18 protein-coding genes and 2 pseudogenes are annotated in these 18,109 nt (G+C 67.0%); 11 read left to right on the top strand and 9 right to left on the bottom strand.

Annotated elements, in window-relative coordinates; translation table 11 throughout:
* Positions 1–328: 328 nt before the first annotated feature.
* From AC1RQC_RS15355 to thpR, 3 genes are all read left to right on the top strand, one after another.
* The gene (locus tag AC1RQC_RS15355; RefSeq protein WP_492883867.1) at positions 329–1,822 is read left to right on the top strand and encodes an AlkA N-terminal domain-containing protein; all 1,494 of its coding nucleotides are present in this window, start codon (positions 329–331) and stop codon (positions 1,820–1,822) included.
* Positions 1,819–2,352, top strand: coding sequence for a methylated-DNA--[protein]-cysteine S-methyltransferase (locus tag AC1RQC_RS15360; RefSeq protein ID WP_441632802.1), 534 nt, complete (start codon positions 1,819–1,821; stop codon positions 2,350–2,352). The genes AC1RQC_RS15355 and AC1RQC_RS15360 overlap by 4 nt, the downstream gene beginning before the upstream one ends.
* Positions 2,353–2,415: 63 nt before the next feature.
* Complete coding sequence (gene thpR, locus AC1RQC_RS15365; RefSeq protein ID WP_492825946.1) at positions 2,416–2,985, top strand: RNA 2',3'-cyclic phosphodiesterase; 570 nt, start codon at positions 2,416–2,418, stop codon at positions 2,983–2,985.
* A 21-nt stretch (positions 2,986–3,006) separates the two neighbouring features.
* On the opposite strand, the gene AC1RQC_RS15370 is transcribed toward thpR, so the two are convergent.
* Complete coding sequence (locus AC1RQC_RS15370; protein WP_253933311.1) at positions 3,007–3,645, bottom strand: LysE family translocator; 639 nt, start codon at positions 3,643–3,645, stop codon at positions 3,007–3,009.
* Positions 3,646–3,769: 124 nt separating this feature from the next.
* Between AC1RQC_RS15370 and AC1RQC_RS15375 the strand changes: the two genes are divergently transcribed.
* Both AC1RQC_RS15375 and AC1RQC_RS15380 read left to right on the top strand, forming a co-directional pair.
* On the top strand, positions 3,770–4,708 hold the full coding sequence (locus tag AC1RQC_RS15375) for a LysR substrate-binding domain-containing protein (protein WP_492883853.1): 939 nt from the start codon (positions 3,770–3,772) through the stop codon (positions 4,706–4,708).
* Positions 4,709–4,933: 225 nt separating this feature from the next.
* A complete protein-coding gene (locus tag AC1RQC_RS15380) occupies positions 4,934–5,683 on the top strand; it encodes a flagellar brake protein (protein ID WP_492376343.1) in 750 nt (249 codons plus the stop codon).
* Between the two features lie 32 nt (positions 5,684–5,715).
* Here the strand turns inward: AC1RQC_RS15380 and AC1RQC_RS15385 are convergent, their stop codons facing one another.
* Entirely contained in the window at positions 5,716–6,813 is a 1,098-nt protein-coding gene (locus AC1RQC_RS15385; RefSeq protein WP_492825950.1) for a diguanylate cyclase, read from the bottom strand.
* A gap of 47 nt (positions 6,814–6,860) precedes the next feature.
* Positions 6,861–7,709 carry an IclR family transcriptional regulator domain-containing protein gene (locus tag AC1RQC_RS15390; RefSeq protein WP_174423415.1) on the bottom strand — a complete coding sequence of 283 codons (849 nt, stop codon included), beginning with the start codon at positions 7,707–7,709 and terminating at the stop codon, positions 6,861–6,863.
* A gap of 420 nt (positions 7,710–8,129) precedes the next feature.
* Here AC1RQC_RS15390 and AC1RQC_RS15395 point away from each other — a divergent pair, with 420 nt between their 5' ends.
* Positions 8,130–8,651, top strand: coding sequence for a hypothetical protein (locus AC1RQC_RS15395; protein WP_492376341.1), 522 nt, complete (start codon positions 8,130–8,132; stop codon positions 8,649–8,651).
* Positions 8,652–8,701: 50 nt separating this feature from the next.
* Here the strand turns inward: AC1RQC_RS15395 and AC1RQC_RS15400 are convergent.
* Positions 8,702–9,469: pseudogene (locus AC1RQC_RS15400) on the bottom strand (IclR family transcriptional regulator); the annotation flags it as partial.
* Positions 9,470–9,719: 250 nt separating this feature from the next.
* On the opposite strand from AC1RQC_RS15400, the pseudogene AC1RQC_RS15405 reads away from it, so the two are divergent.
* A pseudogene (locus tag AC1RQC_RS15405) lies at positions 9,720–11,046 on the top strand (MFS transporter).
* A gap of 57 nt (positions 11,047–11,103) precedes the next feature.
* Positions 11,104–11,544: a type II 3-dehydroquinate dehydratase gene (locus tag AC1RQC_RS15410; protein ID WP_492376339.1), complete on the top strand. Its 441-nt coding sequence runs from the start codon at positions 11,104–11,106 to the stop codon at positions 11,542–11,544.
* A 25-nt stretch (positions 11,545–11,569) separates the two neighbouring features.
* Here AC1RQC_RS15410 and AC1RQC_RS15415 read toward each other — a convergent pair whose 3' ends face one another.
* From AC1RQC_RS15415 to AC1RQC_RS15425, 3 genes are all read right to left on the bottom strand, one after another.
* Entirely contained in the window at positions 11,570–11,920 is a 351-nt protein-coding gene (locus AC1RQC_RS15415; RefSeq protein ID WP_492376338.1) for a DUF1304 domain-containing protein, read from the bottom strand.
* A gap of 70 nt (positions 11,921–11,990) precedes the next feature.
* Positions 11,991–12,542: a cupin domain-containing protein gene (locus AC1RQC_RS15420; RefSeq protein WP_492883855.1), complete on the bottom strand. Its 552-nt coding sequence runs from the start codon at positions 12,540–12,542 to the stop codon at positions 11,991–11,993.
* 106 nt (positions 12,543–12,648) lie between these two features.
* Complete coding sequence (locus tag AC1RQC_RS15425; protein ID WP_492376336.1) at positions 12,649–13,569, bottom strand: LysR substrate-binding domain-containing protein; 921 nt, start codon at positions 13,567–13,569, stop codon at positions 12,649–12,651.
* A 95-nt stretch (positions 13,570–13,664) separates the two neighbouring features.
* Between AC1RQC_RS15425 and AC1RQC_RS15430 the strand changes: the two genes are divergently transcribed.
* The 3 genes from AC1RQC_RS15430 to AC1RQC_RS15440 all read left to right on the top strand — a co-directional run bounded on the left by AC1RQC_RS15430 (position 13,665) and on the right by AC1RQC_RS15440 (position 16,161).
* Positions 13,665–14,384: an FMN-dependent NADH-azoreductase gene (locus AC1RQC_RS15430; RefSeq protein ID WP_492376335.1), complete on the top strand. Its 720-nt coding sequence runs from the start codon at positions 13,665–13,667 to the stop codon at positions 14,382–14,384.
* Positions 14,385–14,558: 174 nt separating this feature from the next.
* On the top strand, positions 14,559–14,972 hold the full coding sequence (locus AC1RQC_RS15435) for a copper resistance protein CopQ (protein WP_492376334.1): 414 nt from the start codon (positions 14,559–14,561) through the stop codon (positions 14,970–14,972).
* A gap of 199 nt (positions 14,973–15,171) precedes the next feature.
* A complete protein-coding gene (locus AC1RQC_RS15440) occupies positions 15,172–16,161 on the top strand; it encodes a VTT domain-containing protein (RefSeq protein ID WP_492376333.1) in 990 nt (329 codons plus the stop codon).
* An 11-nt stretch (positions 16,162–16,172) separates the two neighbouring features.
* Here the strand turns inward: AC1RQC_RS15440 and AC1RQC_RS15445 are convergent, their stop codons facing one another.
* Both AC1RQC_RS15445 and AC1RQC_RS15450 read right to left on the bottom strand, forming a co-directional pair.
* Positions 16,173–16,871, bottom strand: a complete 699-nt coding sequence (locus tag AC1RQC_RS15445) for a hypothetical protein (RefSeq protein ID WP_492813516.1) — start codon at positions 16,869–16,871, stop codon at positions 16,173–16,175.
* Between the two features lie 120 nt (positions 16,872–16,991).
* Positions 16,992–17,948 (bottom strand): DUF1177 domain-containing protein, encoded by a 957-nt coding sequence (locus tag AC1RQC_RS15450; protein WP_492883857.1) that lies wholly within the window; start codon positions 17,946–17,948, stop codon positions 16,992–16,994.
* Positions 17,949–18,109 lie beyond the last annotated feature (161 nt).

Here is an 18,109-nt window from a genome sequence, read left to right on the forward strand (position 1 = left end):
AAATGTGTCGCCCGCCAACACGCCGATCGAGCTGGCGCCGCTGTGCCGGTGGTCCCTTGTCCGCTCGCGCATGCTCAGAGCCTACTGCATCGGGCTCGCGCTATTCGGCGGGGCGTGGACTTCGTCTCGCAGCGGATCGCCGCGCGTTTCCCCTCGTGAACAAAACCATCCATCGGCTGATGGATGGTTCGCGTTCCGCCGCCAACTCGATGGCAATCTGGCCGCGTCCAATCCACATCGCTTGGGGCGCGGCAGATCAATACACGCCGCCGAGGCAAATGTCCGAATCCAGCTAGTTCCGCATGCGCAACGGAGTAGCATGCTGGCTATGAAACTCGATCCGGATACCTGCTACAAGGCCGTGGCTTCGCACGACCGCCGCTTCGACGGGCGCTTCTTCGTGGGCGTGTCGTCCACCGGCGTCTACTGCCGGCCGATCTGCGCGGTGCGCACGCCCAAGCGCGAGAACTGCACCTTCTACGACAGCGCCGCCGCGGCCGAGAAGCAGGGCTTCCGGCCCTGCCTGCGCTGCCGGCCCGAACTGGCGCCGGGACACGGGCTGGCCGACCTGTCGGGGCGCCTGGCCCAGGCCGCGGCCACGCTGATTGACGAGGGCTTCATGGTGGATGCCGGCGTGGCCGGGCTGGCGGCGCGCATCGGCATTACCGAGCGTCACTTGCGCCGGCTGTTCGATGCGCAGTTCGGCGTCTCGGTGCTGGAGTATGCGCAGACGCAGAGGTTGCTGCTGGCCAAGCGTTTGCTGACCGATACGGGGCTGACCGTGACCGACGTGGCGCACGCTGCTGGCTTTGGCAGCGTGCGGCGCTTCAACGATGTGCTCAAGACGCGCTACGGGCTGACGCCCATGGCCATGCGCAAGCGCGCCGCCGACAACGTGGCCGACGAGCTGGTGTTCGAGCTGGGCTACCGCCCGCCGATGGCTTGGGCGGCGTTCCTGCAATTCCTGGACGTGCGCGCGGTGGATGGCATCGAGCAGCTTGGCGATGGCAGCTACGCGCGCACGCTGGCGATCGACAGCGGCGGCCGCATGCATGTGGGCTGGCTGCGGCTGGAGCATGTCGCGCGCCGCCATGTGATCAAGGTGACGTTGTCCGGTTCGCTGGCGCATGTGATTCCGCAAGCGCTGGGCCGCGTGCGGCGCTTGTGCGACCTGGGCTGCCGGCCCGATGTGGTGGATCAGCATCTGGGCCCGCTGGCTGCCGAAGCGCCCGGCATGCGCTTGCCGGGCGCGGTGGATGGCTTCGAGATCGCCGTGCGTGCGGTGGTGGGCCAGGTGATCTCGGTGAAGCACGCGCGCACGCTGCTGGCGCGGCTGGCTGAGCGCTACGGTTTGCCGCTGGCGCAGCCCACGCCGGCGCTGCGCGTGACGTTCCCCGGCGCGGCTGCGCTGGCTGGCGTGCCGCCCGAGGCCTTGCGTGAGATCGGCATCCCGCTGGGCAAGGGCCGGGCCATTCATGCCATCGCTGCCCGCGTGGCGGCGGGCGCGCTCAAGCTGGAGCCTAACGCCGCGCCGGAAGACACCATGGCGCGCCTGCGCGAGGTGGAAGGCGTGGGCGACTGGACCGCGCAGTACGTGGCGATGCGCGCGCTCGGCTGGCCGGATGCTTTTCCGGGCACCGACTATGTCTTGCGCAAGGTGCTCGGCATCGCTACCGTGCGAGGCATGAACCAGCACGTCGCGCAGTGGGCGCCTTGGCGCGCTTACGCCGCCATCCACCTGTGGCGGCGCTACGAAGAAGGCAAGTCGGACAAGTCGGAACGAAACGACAAGACAAGAGACACAACAAGGAACACACCATGATTGCCTACCGCATCGTCGCCAGCCCGTTGGGCGAAGTGCTGCTGCGCGTCGACGGCGCGCGCTTGAGCGGGCTGTTCTTCTCCGGGCAGAAGTACTACCCGGCGGCGGCCACGCCGGACACCAACGTGCCCGCCGCCGCGAAGCCCGTCTTCGAGCAGGCCGCCGATGAACTGGCCGATTACTTCGCCGAGCGCTTGCAGGTCTTCACGGTCCCCATGGTGCTGGGCGGCAGCCCGTTCCAGCACGCGGTCTGGCAGGCACTGTGCGAGATCCCGTTCGGCGAGACCACGTCATATGGCGAACTGGGCGCTGGGCTGGGCCTCGCCCCCACCCATGCGCGCGCGATCGGCGGGGCGGTGGGGCGCAACCCTTTGTCGGTGATCGTGCCTTGCCATCGCGTGCTGGGTGCCAGCGGCGACCTCACCGGCTATGCCGGTGGCACCGACCGCAAGCGCGCGCTGCTCCGGCTCGAAGGCACGGCCGCGGCCATGGCACTGCCCATCCTGCGCCAGTCGGCGTTGGCATTTTGAGCAAGCGGCATCGCGCCGCTGCGCTTGACCACCCGCGCCAGGCCGTCACGGGAGGTGAGACCGATGGCACGTTTGTTCGTGGCGATTGAGGTTCCGCCAGCGCTGGCGTCCGCGTTGCTGGCTCGCGTGCCGCGCGTGGCGGGCATCCGGGCGGCGGCGCCGCATCAGGTCCATCTCACGCTGCACTTCCTCGGCGAGCAGGACGACGCCACCGCGGCATGCATCGAGCAGGTGCTTGGGGGCGTCTGCGGCGCGGCCTTTGCGCTCACGGTGAAAGAGGCCGGCTATTTTCGCGGGCGGCGGGCGAGTGTGCTGTGGGCGGGCGTGGCGCCCCATGCGGCGCTGGACAGCCTGCATGCGCAGATGGCGCAGGCGCTTGCCGGATGCGAGGGCACAACGTTACCCGATGCGGGCTTGCAGCAGCGTGCGGGCTTCCATCCCCACATCACGCTGGCGCGCTGCGGGCCTGCCGTGGCGGATACCGCGCTGCAGGCATGGCGCGACGCGCAGGCCGGGCTGGTGTGCGAGCCGTTCCCTGTGGCGCGCTTCATCCTGTATCAAAGCCACCTGCGCGCGGGCGGCGCGCAGCATGTATGCCGGCGTGCGTATGGGCTGGATCCGGCGCCAGGCTGATGCCGCCGGCAACGGCCCGCGTCATGCCAGGTTGCCCAGGCCAAGCGCCACGCCCAGCGCCAGCAACACCGAACCAATCACCCGATCCAGCCAGCGCTGGCGCCGCAGCATGGCGGCGCGCAACGCGGGCGTGGAAAAGCAGCACGCAATCAGGCCGAACCAGGCCAGGTGCGCCAGCGACATGAACAGGCCATAGCCGAACTGCACGGCCAGCGGCGTTTGCGCATTCACCACCTGCGTATAGGTGCTGACCACGAACAACGTGGTCTTGGGATTGAGCGCATTGGTGAGAAAGCCCATCTTGAGCGCGCCGAGCGCTGTCAGCGCAGGTGTGCCCGCATCCGCACCGAGCGGCGGCGCATTCGGGTCCGGCGCGCGCTTGCGCAGAGTCTGGATGCCGATCCAGATCAGGTAGGCGGCGCCGAGCAGCTTCACCACCGTCAACAGCTTGTGCGCGTGCTCCATCAACAACGCCACGCCAAACATTGTGTAGAAAACGTGCACCTGTACGCCAAGGGCGATGCCGAGCGCGCACAGCAGCCCGGCCTTGCGGCCATGCACGAAGCTGTTGCGCATCACCATGGCGAAGTCGGGGCCCGGGCTGATCACGGCCAGCACGGTGATAGTGGCGACGGCCAGCAGTTCGGTGAGAGGGTGCATTTTGTATGAGAATCCTTGACCGGATAGAAATCGGGTTCCAGGCATTCTCTGCGTTGATGTGTGGCGCCACAACCGATTTATACTCGTGCAAATCCGTGAGAAAAACTGACACATCAAGGCGAGCATGCACTGGCTGGGCGGGATCCGTTTCTTCGAGGCCGCGGCGCGGCACCAGAGCTTCATGCGGGCTGCGGACGAACTGCACCTGACCCACGGCGCGGTCAGCCGCCAGATTCGCCAGCTGGAGGAAGCGCTTGGCGTGGCGCTGTTCGAGCGCCGCAACCGCGCCGTGTTCCTGACCGAGGCGGGGCACATCCTGCATGCCGCCGCCACGCAGTCGCTGGAAGTGCTGGGCGCGGCCGCGCAGCGCATCCGCGCGCATGGGCAGCCCAGGGCGCTGGTCTTGTCGTGCGAGCCCACCATTGCCATGCGCTGGCTGATTCCTCGCCTGCCGCGCTTTACCGCGGCGCATCCGGAGGTGACGCTGCACCTGATGGCCGCCGGTGGTCCGGTGGACTTCGCGCGCAGCGGCGTGGACCTGGCGCTGCGCCGCAACGATTTTCATGTGGGGCCGGAGCTGCATGCCCATGAGGTCGCCGAGGAATGGGTGGGCGTGGTCTGCCGCGTCGGGGCTAGTGTCGGGGCGTTGTCCCACCGGCTGCACACACGCTCGCGCCCGGATGCCTGGCAGCGCTGGGCCAAGGCCGCCGGCGGCGCGCAACGCTTTGGCGCGGATGCCTGGTACGAGCATTTCTACCTGACCATCCAGGCTGCCGCGGCCGGGCTTGGCTGCGCGATCGCGTCGCGCCTGATGGTGGCCGACGAGCTCGCCGACGGCCGCATCGCCGCGCCGCGAGGCTTCGTGCGCGACGGATCTTGCTATCAGTTGCTCTCGCCAGTGGCGTTCGAGCACGATGCGCGGCGTCGCGCGGTCAGGGACTGGCTGTGCCAGGAGGCGCAAGCATCGCTCGGCGCGGATCCGGCCCAGGTGGCCGCATCGCCACATCCGGCACGCGGGGCCAAGGGCGCGGCAAAACAACGTGGCCGTGAAGACGGCAAATGAGGCGCGAACCCGTCCCGGCGGGCTACCCCACGGAAGTCTGGCTCAAGTTTTGCCACACTTCGCCGTTGTTCAAACAAGAGCTTGCGCAGCAGCAGGCGTCGCGCTTAACATGCGGCGCTAGCCGCTCGCCCCCGCTTGCATCCGGGTATGCGGGTAGCCCGAATTCCCCCGTCGCAAGCCAGTCTGGCGCGACGCAGGCCTCTCTCAGACGTTTGCGTGATTTTCATGAGTCTCCAAGATTCCCCGGAGCAATCCGAGCTTGACGCCGGCGCGTTGCCAGACGACCGCTATCGCCTTACCCATTCCTCGCAGATCGGCACCGTGCTGCGCGACCTCGCCTGGCAGAAGTGCATCCTGAACGTGCGCGCGCGTACCGCCCACGAGATGGTCACGTCCGTGCTGCATGTGGATCCGGCCAGCCGCACCTTTGTCTTCGACTGGTGCTCCACCGAGCCCGAGCGGCAGGCGCTGCTGGCTTCCAACGAGAATGCCTTCTCGGCATCGCTGCGCGGGGTGCCCGTGAACTTCATGATCGGCACGCCCGAGATCACCCAGTACAAGGGTGGCCCGGCATTTTCCGCGCCGTTCCCGGAGAAGCTCTATCACTTCCAGCGCCGCCGTCATTTCCGCGCACGCACGCTGGTCACCAAGGGCTACGTCTGCACCATCAAGATGAGCGACGGCACCGTGCTCAAGCTCGATATTGCAGATCTCTCGCTCTCGGGTGTCGGGTTGCGCTCCAAGACCGTGGACGCCACGCAGCTGCCGGTGGGCACCACCATCTCCGGCGTGCATCTGGATTTTGGTGCGCTGGGCAAGCTGGACCTGAGCCTGCAAGTGGTGGGCCACTGGCTGGCCGGGCGCGATGACAGCGCCATCCACCATTTCGGCTGTGCGTTCTCCAACCTTGACGGCCGCATGGAGAATTTCCTGCAGCGCCTGGTGTTTGCACTGGAGCTTGCCAGCCGCGGCTAAGCGCATCTGGCTGCGGTTTCCGCTGCTTGCGCTCAACCCGCGCTGATGCGAATCCGGTTGCGGCCGGCCCGCTTGGCTTCGTAAAGCGCGCGGTCCGTGTGCGCCAACCATTCGTGGTGGCCCGCCATGCCGGCATCAAAGGCGGCCACGCCAAGGCTGGCGGTGTGGCCGCGCAGCGCGGCAATGCCCGCCCCGCAAGCGGCGCCCGGCTGCAGCGAGCGCGACAGACGCTCGGCCATTTCCACCGCCTGCGTCAGGCTCGCGCCACTGAGCAGCACGCCAAACTCCTCGCCGCCGTATCGTCCCACCAGGCATTGCCGCGCTTCACCGCGGCCAGCCGGGCCGTGCTGCGCAGCGTGCTGCACCACCAGCGCGGCAAAGGCCTTGAGCGCTTCGTCTCCGGCCAGGTGGCCGTGGGTGTCGTTGAGCTGCTTGAAATGGTCGATGTCGAGCAGCACCAGGCTGGCGGTGCTGCGCCGCCCGGTCTTGCAGGCCTGGAACTCCGCGGCCAGCATGGCCTCCCAATAGCCCCGGTTGAGCACGCCGGTGAGGCCGTCCAGGCGGCTGTTGGCCTCGATCTCCTTGCCGTGCGCGGCCAGCCGGCGGGAGATGCTGTAGGTGGTGCGCCCCAGCGCCAGCGGGTAGAGCACCAGCATCGGCAGGCTGGCGACGATGGTGGTGAGGTTGGCCTCCGGATGCCAGGCTGCGCCGAAGGCCACGATGCCCGCCAGCACCCCCGCCAGGTGCCACCCCAAGCCATGCAGCAGCAGGCGCGTGCCGCCTGCCGCCACATTGTTCATGCTCATCATCGACAGGATCAGCACGCTCGGCAGCAGGTTGAATTTCATGCCCGCGGCCCAGATGCCACCGAGCACGGCGTCGATCATCATGTTGCGGGTTTCCGCCCGGAACGGCACCTCGCTGCGCCTTGAGCGCCAGGCAGCGACGTGTGGCCAGACAAAGCCGTGCAGGAACACCAGCGCCAGCAGCCAGCGCGGCGCGCCCGCTTCCAGCATGGCCGCCGCCACGGCAAAGAACCCGATCGCCAGCCCGATGGCGCGCATGGCATAGACCCGCCGGACAAAACGCATGCCCTTGCCTGCCAGCGGGTTAAGGGTGCTTTGCGCCATGAATCTGCGGTTCCTTGTCGGTTTTGGTTTTAGGCGGCTCAGGCGGCTCAGGCGGCGATCAGCTTGCCGATCGCCACTGCCGCTTCGCGCATGGGCGGCAGCAGGCGCGAGATCATCTCTGCTTCCGATACCTGCGCCGCGCGCACGCTGACGCTGATGCCCGCCATGACGCTGCCTGAGATGCCGCGCACCGGCACCGCGATGGCGCGCAGGCCGGGCTCCAGTTCTTCGTCGATCAGCACATAGTCCAGTTCGCGCGCATGCGCAAAGCTGGCCTCCAGCTCGGGCCGCGAGATCTTGGTCTGCAGCGTGCGCGGGCGCAGGTCGACGTGATCGAAGAAGTCTTCCAGCGCCGGCTCGGCCAGGTGGGCCAGCAGCATGCGGCCGATCGATGTGCAGTACGCCGGTAGCCGGCTGCCCATGCCGAGCGAATAAGTGAGCACCCGCTGCACCTCCGAGCGCACCAGGTAAAGGATGTCGGTGTCGTCCAGGATGGCCAGTGCCGAGGTCTGCTGGATGCGCGTGCTCAGCGCGTCGAGGATCGGCTGGGCCAGCGACACCAGCGACGTCGACGAGAAATACGCATGGCCCAGGTGCAGCACGCGCGGGCGCAGCGCGAACTGGCCGCCTTGCTGGCTGACGTAGCCAAGCTGCTCCAGCGTGTACAGGCAGCGCCGTACTGATGCGCGCGAGAGCTGGGTGCGCTGCGCCACCTGGGAAATGGTGAGCGGGCGCTTACGCTCCGAGAAGGCTTCGAGCACGCTCAAGCCGCGCGCCAGCGACAGCATGAAATTCGGGTCGCCGGCAAAACTGTTGAGAAGGTCGGCCTGGGGGCGGGCGACGCGGACAGTGGCGGCCGTTGCCTGGCCAGGGCTGCTGGGAATGGGGGCGTCCATGTGGGCGAGTGCGCGCGGATTGTTCGATAATCGCGCATCTTAAACCGGCTGGGCGCCTCGGGCCAGCGCTTTTGTTGCGGCCGATCCCCGTTTTGGTGCGGGGATCGGGCAGGCCGCCAAAAAAACGTCGCCGTCTCAAGGACACGGCGACTGGAAGGGTGTGTCATCAAGACGGGGGTCTCAGCGACATGTCCAGCATAGGACGCGGCGGTTAGACATTAAATACAACTTCCGAGGGGATTCATGCCTCGCGATGTCTCAGCCGCCGGGCGCGCGTGACGCCTGGCGCCCCCGCCGTGGCGAGGGGGGTAAAATCGCGCCCTTGATGCCGCCGCCGTCCCGGTCCGCCCCCGCCAAGTATTGCGTGGCGCCCCGGCCAGCGCCCGCAGCCCACCGCGCAGCCCCGAATTGAAGCCAGCCATGACCCATCAGCCCGAACTCTCCACCGAAGCCGACGACCAGGACGCCGCAGGGGACAACGCAGAAAAGATCCAGGAGCCGCGCCTGTGGCGTGCCGACGGCTGGACCGCCCGCGTGATCAAGAACGAGGACGACGACGGCTGGGCCGTTGCCATGATCAAGGACGGCGAGCCCGAGCCCGCCCTGGTTGGCCCCTGGACCATGGGCCGCGACAAGAAGAACCCCAAGCCGCTGGACACCAACGCCTTCTCGACGCTGGTCAAGACGGCCTCCGAAGTGCTGCGCCGGCACGAGCAGCAACTGCACGCCATGCTGCACAAGAGCGTGATCGTCGACACGGACACGGCGCGCATCAGCGTGACGCTCGACATCGTGCCCGACGAAGACAATCCCTTCGCGGTGCTGCGCGCCACCGACGAGCTCGGCGACGAACTGGCCCAGGTGCGCGTGTCGCCGGGCTTCAAGCTGAGCAAGGCCAGCGCCGCGGACTGGATCGAGAACGAATACCGCAAGCCGCGCTGAGCGGCCCTGAGCGGCCCTGAGCGGCCAGGAGAATGCTCACACAGCGCGGTGAACAGCGCCGAGGCCGAGCTTGCCAGCGCCAGTTCCGCGGCGGCGGCAAGCAGCGCCGGGCCCAGCGCCTTCATGCGCTGCTCGGTCAGCCGGCTCAGCGGGCCCGCAATGCTGATCACGCCGATTGCCGGATAGCCCCCACGGCGCTGCACGGGGGCCGCCATGGCCGTCATAGCCGGCGCAAAGACTTCATTGATCGTGGCATAGCCGCGCTCGCGCGCCCGGTGGATGAAGCCCAGCAGGGCCTTGATGGTGGTGGGCGCATTAGGGCCGTACTGATTCGGTTGCCCGAACCCTTGCCGCGACACCAGCTCCAGGGCGCGTTCGTCCGTCATGGTCTGCATCCAGGCGTGTCCCGTCGCGCTGCACGAAAGAATCGTGTCCATGCCCATGTCGGGGTCATAGCGCAGTCCCCGCAGCGCGCCTTGCGCCTTGGCCACCCAGGTCAGGCGATCCCCGTCGACAATGGCCAGGCGCACCAGCTCGCCCGACGTATCCGCCAGCCGGTCCAGCCTGGCCTGCGCGATGTCCACGATGCCGGACGTTGCTAGAAAGCCCAGCCCCATTCCCACCAGTTTGGTTGTCAGGATGTAGTCGCCGTGGTCCCGCAACTGGCGTACATAGCCCGCATTCTTGAGGTCGACCAGCAGGCGGTGGCACGCGCTGCGCGGGATGTCGAGATCGTCGGCGATGGCGGCGAGCGGCACGGCCTCGACCTGGGTACAAAGATATTCGAGGATGCCTAGTGTGCGTAGTACGCCTGACATGGCGAACTCCCTGCTGACGTCAATATAGTTCGTGACTATCTAATACGAATTTCAATGCGTCAAGATTGGAATGATATTCACAAACCCTTGCTAGCATGCTTTTACCGATCCAACCGGCACGAAGGCAGAAGCGCGAGAGCGTTGGACGGCTTCAACGAACATCGGAAGGGCAGCGACGCCTACCCTTCCCAGGAAGAGAATGCCAGGAGACAAAATGACTGCAGAGACACTACGCCCGGCCAATGCAGCGATGCGCACGCGCGCCGTGGCGGCCGCCACCATCGGCACCGCACTGGAGTGGTTCGACTTTACGCTTTACGGGGCATTGGCGGCCACCATCCTGCCCAGGCTGTTTTTCCCGGCCATGGAGCCAACATCCGCGCTGCTGGCATCGCTGGCCACCTTCGGCGTTGGCCTGGCGGCACGGCCCCTCGGTGCCATCATTTGCGGCCACCTTGGCGACAAGCTCGGGCGCCGCAACCTGTTGCTGGGCACGGTCACGATCATGGGGCTGTCCTCCGTGCTGATGGGCTTGCTTCCCACTTACTCGCAGATCGGCGTCTGGGCGCCGGTGTTGCTGGTGCTGTTGCGCATCCTGCAGGGCTTTGCGCTCGGGGGCGAATCGACCGGCGCGCAACTCATGGCTATCGAGCACGCCAGCCCGGACCGGCGCGGCAAGTACTCCGGCCTGCTGGGCCTTTGCTCTCCGCTGAGCCAGATACTTGCCAATGGCGTGCTGTTGCTGCACGATGTCGGCGGAATCGTTCGACGCCTACGGATGGCGGGTACCGTTCCTGCTGAGCTTCATCCTGGTGATCGTCGGCGTGTATATCCGCCTGAAGGTCAGTGAAACGCCGGCATTCGTCGAGCTGCGCAAGAGCCAGGTGGCCGAGGTGGGCAACCCGCTGCGCGATGCATTGCGCCTGCACGGCAAAACGGTGTTGCGCTGGATGCTGTTCTTTTGCGGCCCGGCGGCGATCTTCTACCTCATTGTCGTGTTCTCGCTGAGCTACATCACCAAGACGCTTGAAGTGCCGAAGCAGACCGGCTTCCTGCTGTTGATGGGCGCCAATGTCTGCGCCATCGTTGGCGCGCTGGCGGGTGGCATGCTCAGCGACAAGATCGGCCGCAAGAAGGCGCTGGCCATTGGTTCCGTCGCAACGCTGCTGATCCTGTTCGTCTACTTCCAGATCCTCGACACCAAGAGCTTCCTGCCGATGCTCGCCATCATGGGCCTGTTCCTGGGCTTCACCCAGTTCCAGAGCGGCATCCAGCCGGTCGCCTTCGCCGAAGCGTTTCCGACCAATGTCCGCTATTCGGGATCGGCGCTTGCATACACCGGCGCAAACCTGATTGCCGGCGGGCCGATGCCGGTGGTCGCGGTGTGGCTGCTGCAGGTTTGCAACGGCTCGCCGTGGGGCGTGGTCGCCGTCTGCGTCGTGTTCAACCTGATCTCGCTGGCCATGATCCTGACGGCGCCCGAGACGCGTGGCATCGACATGAACCGTTCCGATGCACCCGGCGTCATCGCCGAAGGCGCTCGGTTCATGCCGATCGGCACGCGCAAATCTCACTAACCCTGCAAATCCCACTAACTCATTCAGCGCGCGGCGCATTGCCGCGCGCCACAAATCATGACCGAACTCGTCTATGTCCTGAATGGCTCCAACCTCAACATGCTGGGCAAGCGCGAGCCGCACCTGTATGGCACGACCACGCTTGCCGAGGTCCAGCAGCGGGTTGCGGCGCTGGCGGATGAACTGCGGATCGCGTGCGATTTTCGCCAGACCAACAGCGAAGCCACGATGGTGGACTGGTTGCAGGAAGCGTTTGAGAAGAACGCGGGCGTGATCATCAATCCGGCCGGATTCTCCTTCGCCTCCATCCCCGTGCTGGATGCCGTCAAGCTGATCCAGCGTCCGGTGATTGAGCTGCACATCACCAATATCCATGCGCGCGAGGAGACCCATCGCCATTCGCTGATCTCGCGCGCGGCCACCGGCGTGATCTGCGGGCTTGGCGTTGCCGGCTACACGCTGGCGCTGCGCGCCATGGCCGAGGCCCTGCGCAGCTAGTACGACGCCAAGCCTGCCGGCCGCCTCAGGCCAGCAGCACCAGTGCGATGGCGATCGCCGCCGGCAAGCCCTGCACCCACAGGATCTTGCGGCTGGCCGTGCAGGCGCCGAAGATGCCGGCCACCAGCACGCAGCACAGGAAGAACAACTGCACCGGCACCGCGGCGGTGGCCAGGCCCCACAGCAGGCCAGCCGCGAGAAAGCCGTTGTACAGCCCCTGGTTGGCCGCCAGCGCCTTGGTGGCAACGGCGAACTCGTGCGTCAGCCCGAAGGCCCGCATGCCCTTGGGCTTATCCCACAGGAACATCTCCAGCACCATGATGTAGACATGTTCCAGCGCTACCAGCGCCACAGCTGCAAGGGAAAACCATTTCATGGCGGGGATCTCGAAAAGAGAAAAAACGGGAAGGGGTTTGGGCGGTCTGCCGTTTTAGCGCATCAGCGCATCAGCGTTGTGGCGCAGGGGCGAGCCGCGCGATCAGTGCGGCATGGCGCGGGTGCGATGCCAGCAGGCTGTCGGCATCGGCCAGCTCGAACTCGCTGAACTCAAAGCCCGGCGCCACGGTGCAGCCTACCAGCGAGAAGCCATCCGGATCGCTGCGCTCGGCGGCGAACCAGCAGCCAGCCCGGACCACGGCCTGGAACACCGCGTTGTCATCGCTGAGCGCATTGCCCAGCCGGTGCGTGGTGAGGCTGCCGTCTTGCTCCAGCACATGCACGTTGAGCGGGCAACCCGCGTAGAAGTGCCACACCTCGTCGGAGCGGATGCGATGCCAGGCGGAGTATGCGCTGTCGCACAGCAGGTAGTAGATCGCAGTGGAGGCGGCATGTGTGGCGGGATTGCCTGCCCCTTCACGCGACAGATGCGACACACGCGAAACACGCACGGCGTCGCGATGGGTCTCGCGGTAGTAGCCGCCTTCCGGATGCGGCTGCAGGCCGAAGCGCTGGATCAGCTGGTCTTTGTCTTGGTGTTGCGAGTCAGGTTGGGCAGGCATGCGCGGGGCTCCGGGATCGGTAGCCGCCATCATGCCCGCTTGCCGGCGCGGTAAGCAACCAGCAACCACGCGAAAACAACTCCGCAGGATGAGCGACTCCGCAGCCTCAGCGCATCGCGTTATCCGCCTGCGGGCCGATCCATGCGCGCACGGCGCGCACCGCGTCGTCGTCGCGCCGGTGTGCCGGGTAGACCAGGTAATAGCCGTCGCCCTCGATGGCCGGGCCGCAGGGCTGCACCAGCGCGCCGCTGCGCAATTCCTCCTCCACCAGTGTCAGGCTCAGCAAGGCGACGCCCTGGCCGCCAAGCGCCGCGAGGATGGCGTGGGTCTCGTCGGAGAAAACGGGGCCGCTGGCCGCATCCAGCCGGTCCAGCCCGGCCTCCTGCTGCCACAGGGCCCAAGTTATGGGGCGGCGCGCGTGGCTGCGCCATTGGTGGTGCAGCAAGGTCTGGCGGCGCAGCCCTGCGGCGCTCTTCACGCCTAGCAGCGGGCTGCAGACCGGGGCAAAGCGCTCACGCCATAGCAGCTCGGCGTCCAGCCCGCGCCATTTGCCGCTGCCGTAGCGGATGGCGGCGTCGGCGTGGCCCGCATGCAGGTCCACGGCATCCAGCGAGGCATGCACATGCAGGTCGAACTCCGGCGCCACGGCCCGCAGCCTCGGTGCGCGCGGCAGCAGCCAGCGTGCGGCGAAGGCCGGCGTTGCCGACACCGTGAGCGTCTTGCGCGATGGCGGCGCGCGCAGCCTGCCCACGGCCCGCTCCAGCGCATCAAAGCCCTCCCGCGTGCCCGGGTACAGTGCGGCGCCGTGCGCGCTCAGCACTAGCCGGCGCGGCAGGCGCTCGAACAGTGTCACGCCAAGCACCTGCTCCAGCAGCCGCAGTTGATGGCTCACCGCCGTCGGCGTGACCGACAGCTCTTGTGCGGCGTGCTTGACGCTCAGGTGCCGCGCGGTGGCTTCGAAAGCGCGCAGCGCGGCGAGCGGCGGCAGGCGGCGGGGCGTGGTTTCAGATGAGAAATCTTCAGCCATGAGGCAGAGAAAGGATCGGTTGTGAGGGGATTGTAGCGAGTCTACATTGCCATCACCCCTAATCGCATGTGCTGAGCCATGAGAACGGCTCAGGCATGACCAACCGCAATGAGAACAACATGGCTCACCTCCTGCATATCGACGCCAGCGCCCGCCCGGGACGTTCCGGCACCGACGCCCACGGCTCGCACACGCGCCGTCTCTCGCACCGCTTCGTCAGCCTCTGGCAAGCGGCGCGTCCCGCGGACACGCTGACCTATCGCGACGTGGGACAGCAACCGCCCGCGCCCGTCAACGCTGACTGGATTCGCAGCGCCTTCACGCCACCCGCGCGGCGCGAGCGGTGGATGGATGCGTTGCTGGCCGAAAGCGATCGCCTGGTCGCGGAAGTCGAGCGCGCCGATGTGCTGGTGATCGGCGTGCCGATGTACAACTTTGGCGTGCCTGCACAACTCAAGGCATATATCGACAATATCGTGCGCGTGGGCAAGACCTTCGGTTTTGATCGAGAACGCGTGGGAGAGCCTTACTGGCCGATGTTGGCGGGACGCGGCAAGCAACTGGTGCTGCTGACCGCGCGCGGCGACTACGGCTACGGTGGCCGCCTGGCCCGGCTCGACCATGTCACCCCGGCGCTGCGTGCAGCGTTCGACTACATCGGCATCGATGACACGCTGGAGGTCGCTATCGAGTATGACGAGTTCGGTGGCGAGCGGCTGGCTACCTCGATTGCGCAGGCCGAGGTGCAGGTGGATGCCGCAGTCGCCACGGCGATGCGGCGAATGACCTGCGAGGCCGCTGCCCTGCAGCCCTGAGCCCAGTGCGGTCTTTGCGCGTGGCTCGCACGCATCCAGCGTCCTTGTGCATCCACGCCGCGCTTTGCAGCGTATCTGGTTTAACCGCGCGATTCACGTGTGGCCGGACCAGCGCAAGGCGCTGCTCCCCTGCAAGCCAGCCGCGATCCGCCGATCGCCCAGAAGGAGATTGCCATGCCCCGCCATTTCTTCAAGTTGTTGATGACTTCGGCCGCACTTGCCGGCATTGCCGCCACGGCGGTTCCGGCGCAAGCCGCTGGCCCCCAGGACAGTGCCGTGTCCGGGGACCGCTACGGCTACGTCTTCCATGCGTCGCGTTTCGATGTCTTTAGCGATGGCGCTCGCCTGGACCCGGCCGCCGCGCCGGCGACGGGCGCGGATGCCAGCCGCCTGCGCAAGCCGGATCCGTTCTCGGACGGCGCGCAGAAGCTGGCTGGCATGGACCGCGGCGGTGTTTCCGCGGACCCGGCGCGCACGGTCGATCCGTTCCAGGACGGCGCGCAGAAGCTGGCCGGCATGGACCGCAGCGGCCCTTCCGCGGATCCCGCGCGTAAGTTCGACACCTATCAGGATGGCGCGCATGCCTGATCATCGGGGCGATAGCCGAAGCGCTGGCCCGCGGCTTTGCAGGCGCCTCGTTCAGGGTTTTTGAAGTTCGCATGCAAGTCAATGCACTGCACCGCGCCACCTTGGTGGCACACTACTGCCTATGCCCGTCGGCGCGAGCATCCTCGCTCGCGCCGATTACCCTGAAGGGGCGAAAACGGCCATAGCGCGGGAGATCGGTGTGGGTGAATTGCAGTCCTTGCTGGAGAGCCACGGCGTGATGCTCGTGTTTCTCAATGTGCTGGCCGAGCAGGCCGGGCTGCCGGTGCCGGCCGTTCCCATGCTGTTCGTTGCTGGCGCGCTCGGCATGCGCGAGGGCGGCCCCGCGCTGGGAGCCGTGCTGGCGGCCGTTATCCTGGCCTGCCTGATTGCCGACACGGCCTGGTACTTCGCCGGCAAGCGGCTCGGGCAACCCATGCTGCGCACCATCTGCCGCGTTTCCATCTCGCCCGACAGCTGCATCCGCCAGACCCAGTCGCTATACCTGCGCGTGGGCCCGCGCTCGCTGGTGTTCGCCAAGTTGCTGCCGGGCGCCGGCGCATTGTCCACCGCCATGGCCGGCATGACCTCCACGCCGTTCGCGGTGTTCCTGTTCTACGACGCCATCGGGGCGCTGGTGTGGGCCGGCGGCGCGCTGCTGGTTGGCGTGGTGTTTACCGATTTTGTCGAAGTCATCCTGGACGCCTTCAGCACCTATGGCCCGGTGGCCGTCATGGTGGTGTTGGGCGCCTTCGCCGCCTTCGTCGCGTGGAAGTTCTGGCGGCGCGTGCGCCTGTTGCGCCGCACCCGGCGCGTGCCCCGCATGTCGGTGGGGGAGCTCGAAGCGCGCCGGCTGGGCGATCGCTTCCCGCTGGTGCTTGACGTGCGCAGCGACGCGGTGGAGCGGATCCCCGGCGCGATGATCATCGACCTGAATGCGCCGCTGGAATTACTCTCCGAGCATCCGACCAGCATCGACATCGTGGTCTACTGCGCCTGCCCGCATGAGGTGTCGGCAGCGGTGCTGGCGGAACGCCTGAAGGCGGCCGGCTACGCCAATACCTGGGCGCTGGCCGGCGGCTTTGACGAATGGAAGCGCCTGCATGGCGAGGCATCGCAGGCCGCTGCCACCGAGGGCGATGCCGCAGCGGCGCTTGCGCCACACACGGGTGGTCCCGGCGCGCTGCGCTAGCGCCGCGGGGGTCAGCAGCCGACCCAGTAGGCGTAGCCCACCAGCCGGTCGCCGAGGAAATACAGGCGGTACTGGTCGCCGTCGCCGTCCAGCGTGTAGAGCGTGGTGTAGGCGAGCTGCTCAAGCGGGTCGCCCTCGTCGCGGTCGGACGGGCTGCGTACCTTGCCTGGCCCCTCCGCCATCTTCCAGCGCGGGTTCTTGCGCAGGGCCGTGTTGAGCTGCGTCAGCGTGGAGGCCGCGGTAATGTCCTGGCTTTCCAGCTTGAGCGTCAGCCCGGCCGGGATGCCGTGCAGCGCGCGGATCACGGCGTCGCCGCTGCGGCCCACTTCGATCAGCGCATCGGGGTAGTGGTAGTGCATCAGGTGCTCTTCGTCGAGCGCCGTGCCGCATTCATCCTGGTTGGGCGTGATGTCCGGCGGCTTGCCCCACGCCGCCTGCACGTCCGCCATGCTGGTCAGCCCGCGCAGCGCGACCAGTGGGCGGGCCAGCGGCGCGGGCGCAAAGCTGGGCGCGTCGTCCGGCGGGGCGGCGTCGTCGGCGCGCGCCGCCTGCGCATCCGATGCGGCAGCGCCGGATGCGGATGTGGCGGAGGTGGCCGGAGCCGGTTCATTGCGTTCGCAGCCAGGCAGCGCTGCAAGCGCGGCGCAGGCGGCGAGGGTGGACAGGCAGCGGGACAGCGTGGGGCCGTCGGTGTCGTTCAGGCGGAGCATGTTGCAAGAATAGCCGCTCAAGCGGCGACTGCGTCAGGAGCGCAACCATACACCGAAGCGCGCCCGCTGAAAATGCCCGCGTGTGGCTTGCCGCACGTCCGGGCACCGCGGCGCTTCGTTTCAGTGCGCCGTGCCGGCGCGCTGGAAACCTGTCATGTCGGGATAGATCGCGCGGATCTTGCCCCATTCCACCACGTTGAAGAACTGGCACTTGCCCGCGCCGAAGCGCTTGGCCACTTCCACGCAGAAGCGCACGGCTTCGGCAATGTCGATCTCGTGGTTGGCGCTGGTGGCGCTGCCCGAGACCACCGACTGCGCCGTCAGCGCCACGCCTACCACCGGAGCGGCGGTGGCCACATGCGGCTGCATGATGCTGTTGAAGTGGTACAGGCCGTTGTGATAGGGCGTGATGTCCTGCTGCGAGATCGGGAAGGTCACTGCCGGGCAACCGGTGGTGGATTCCATCGCCGCCACCAGGTCCGGGCTCACGCGCAGGATATAGCCTTGCATGGCGGTGGGCGAGATCGCAAAGCCGCGGTGCTTGATGATGCTGTTGCCCTTGGAGGCATCGAGCGACAGGATCGCATCCATTTCGGGCAGCACCTGGTACTCGTTCATGGTGTCGGACGACACCGGCATGCCCATGAAGGGCACCGGATCGTGCGGCTGCATCGACACGTTGGTGGACAAGTGCGTGGTCACGATGACGTCGCCGGCCAGGTGGTCGCCCTTGTGCTTCATCTGCGCCAGCTTGAGCGCCACGGCCAGGCTGCCGATCGGGCCGTCCGCGTCGGACACCAGGCCTACCAGCTCCGGGCGCGCGCCGATGGCGCCATTGCGGCCGATCACGCCTAGCGTGGGGGCTTTGCCACCGCCGCGCTTGCCTTGAGTGCCGGGGATGACGATGGTGATGAAGTCGGTGGTGTTTGTGGTGGGTTCCGGCGGGGCGTTGTTGATGGTGACGACGTCTACCGTTACGCCGGCGGGGGTGTAGGCATCGAACAGTTCGCGGACTGCGCCGTTGGCGTTGGGGCTGTCCAGGGCTTCGTGGATGACGAGGGTTTGTTGCAGGGTCATGGGGGTCTCCTTGAATGGGGTGGGTTGGAGTCAACTTCAAAGGCCTAAGGTCGAAGGCTTAAAGTCAAAGACTTAGAGTCAAAGGCAGTTTCACCACCCCTGCGGGGCGGCGACCTACTTTCTTGTCTTGCCAAGAAAGTAGGCAAAGAAGGCGCGCCGGA

It is taken from the genome of Cupriavidus sp. GW822-FHT03E04 (genome assembly GCF_058801495.1).

What these genes read in the sequence shown, in the direction of transcription:
- AC1RQC_RS15355 (WP_492883867.1), top strand. Translation starts at nt 329, where the DNA reads ATGAAACTCGATCCGGATACCTGCTACAAGGCCGTGGCTTCGCACGAC.
- AC1RQC_RS15360 (WP_441632802.1), top strand. Translation starts at nt 1,819, where the DNA reads ATGATTGCCTACCGCATCGTCGCCAGCCCGTTGGGCGAAGTGCTGCTG.
- thpR (WP_492825946.1), top strand. Translation starts at nt 2,416, where the DNA reads ATGGCACGTTTGTTCGTGGCGATTGAGGTTCCGCCAGCGCTGGCGTCC.
- AC1RQC_RS15370 (WP_253933311.1), bottom strand. Translation starts at nt 3,645, where the DNA reads ATGCACCCTCTCACCGAACTGCTGGCCGTCGCCACTATCACCGTGCTG.
- AC1RQC_RS15375 (WP_492883853.1), top strand. Translation starts at nt 3,770, where the DNA reads ATGCACTGGCTGGGCGGGATCCGTTTCTTCGAGGCCGCGGCGCGGCAC.
- AC1RQC_RS15380 (WP_492376343.1), top strand. Translation starts at nt 4,934, where the DNA reads ATGAGTCTCCAAGATTCCCCGGAGCAATCCGAGCTTGACGCCGGCGCG.
- AC1RQC_RS15385 (WP_492825950.1), bottom strand. Translation starts at nt 6,813, where the DNA reads ATGGCGCAAAGCACCCTTAACCCGCTGGCAGGCAAGGGCATGCGTTTT.
- AC1RQC_RS15390 (WP_174423415.1), bottom strand. Translation starts at nt 7,709, where the DNA reads ATGGACGCCCCCATTCCCAGCAGCCCTGGCCAGGCAACGGCCGCCACT.
- AC1RQC_RS15395 (WP_492376341.1), top strand. Translation starts at nt 8,130, where the DNA reads ATGACCCATCAGCCCGAACTCTCCACCGAAGCCGACGACCAGGACGCC.
- AC1RQC_RS15410 (WP_492376339.1), top strand. Translation starts at nt 11,104, where the DNA reads ATGACCGAACTCGTCTATGTCCTGAATGGCTCCAACCTCAACATGCTG.
- AC1RQC_RS15415 (WP_492376338.1), bottom strand. Translation starts at nt 11,920, where the DNA reads ATGAAATGGTTTTCCCTTGCAGCTGTGGCGCTGGTAGCGCTGGAACAT.
- AC1RQC_RS15420 (WP_492883855.1), bottom strand. Translation starts at nt 12,542, where the DNA reads ATGCCTGCCCAACCTGACTCGCAACACCAAGACAAAGACCAGCTGATC.
- AC1RQC_RS15425 (WP_492376336.1), bottom strand. Translation starts at nt 13,569, where the DNA reads ATGGCTGAAGATTTCTCATCTGAAACCACGCCCCGCCGCCTGCCGCCG.
- AC1RQC_RS15430 (WP_492376335.1), top strand. Translation starts at nt 13,665, where the DNA reads ATGACCAACCGCAATGAGAACAACATGGCTCACCTCCTGCATATCGAC.
- AC1RQC_RS15435 (WP_492376334.1), top strand. Translation starts at nt 14,559, where the DNA reads ATGCCCCGCCATTTCTTCAAGTTGTTGATGACTTCGGCCGCACTTGCC.
- AC1RQC_RS15445 (WP_492813516.1), bottom strand. Translation starts at nt 16,871, where the DNA reads ATGCTCCGCCTGAACGACACCGACGGCCCCACGCTGTCCCGCTGCCTG.
- AC1RQC_RS15450 (WP_492883857.1), bottom strand. Translation starts at nt 17,948, where the DNA reads ATGACCCTGCAACAAACCCTCGTCATCCACGAAGCCCTGGACAGCCCC.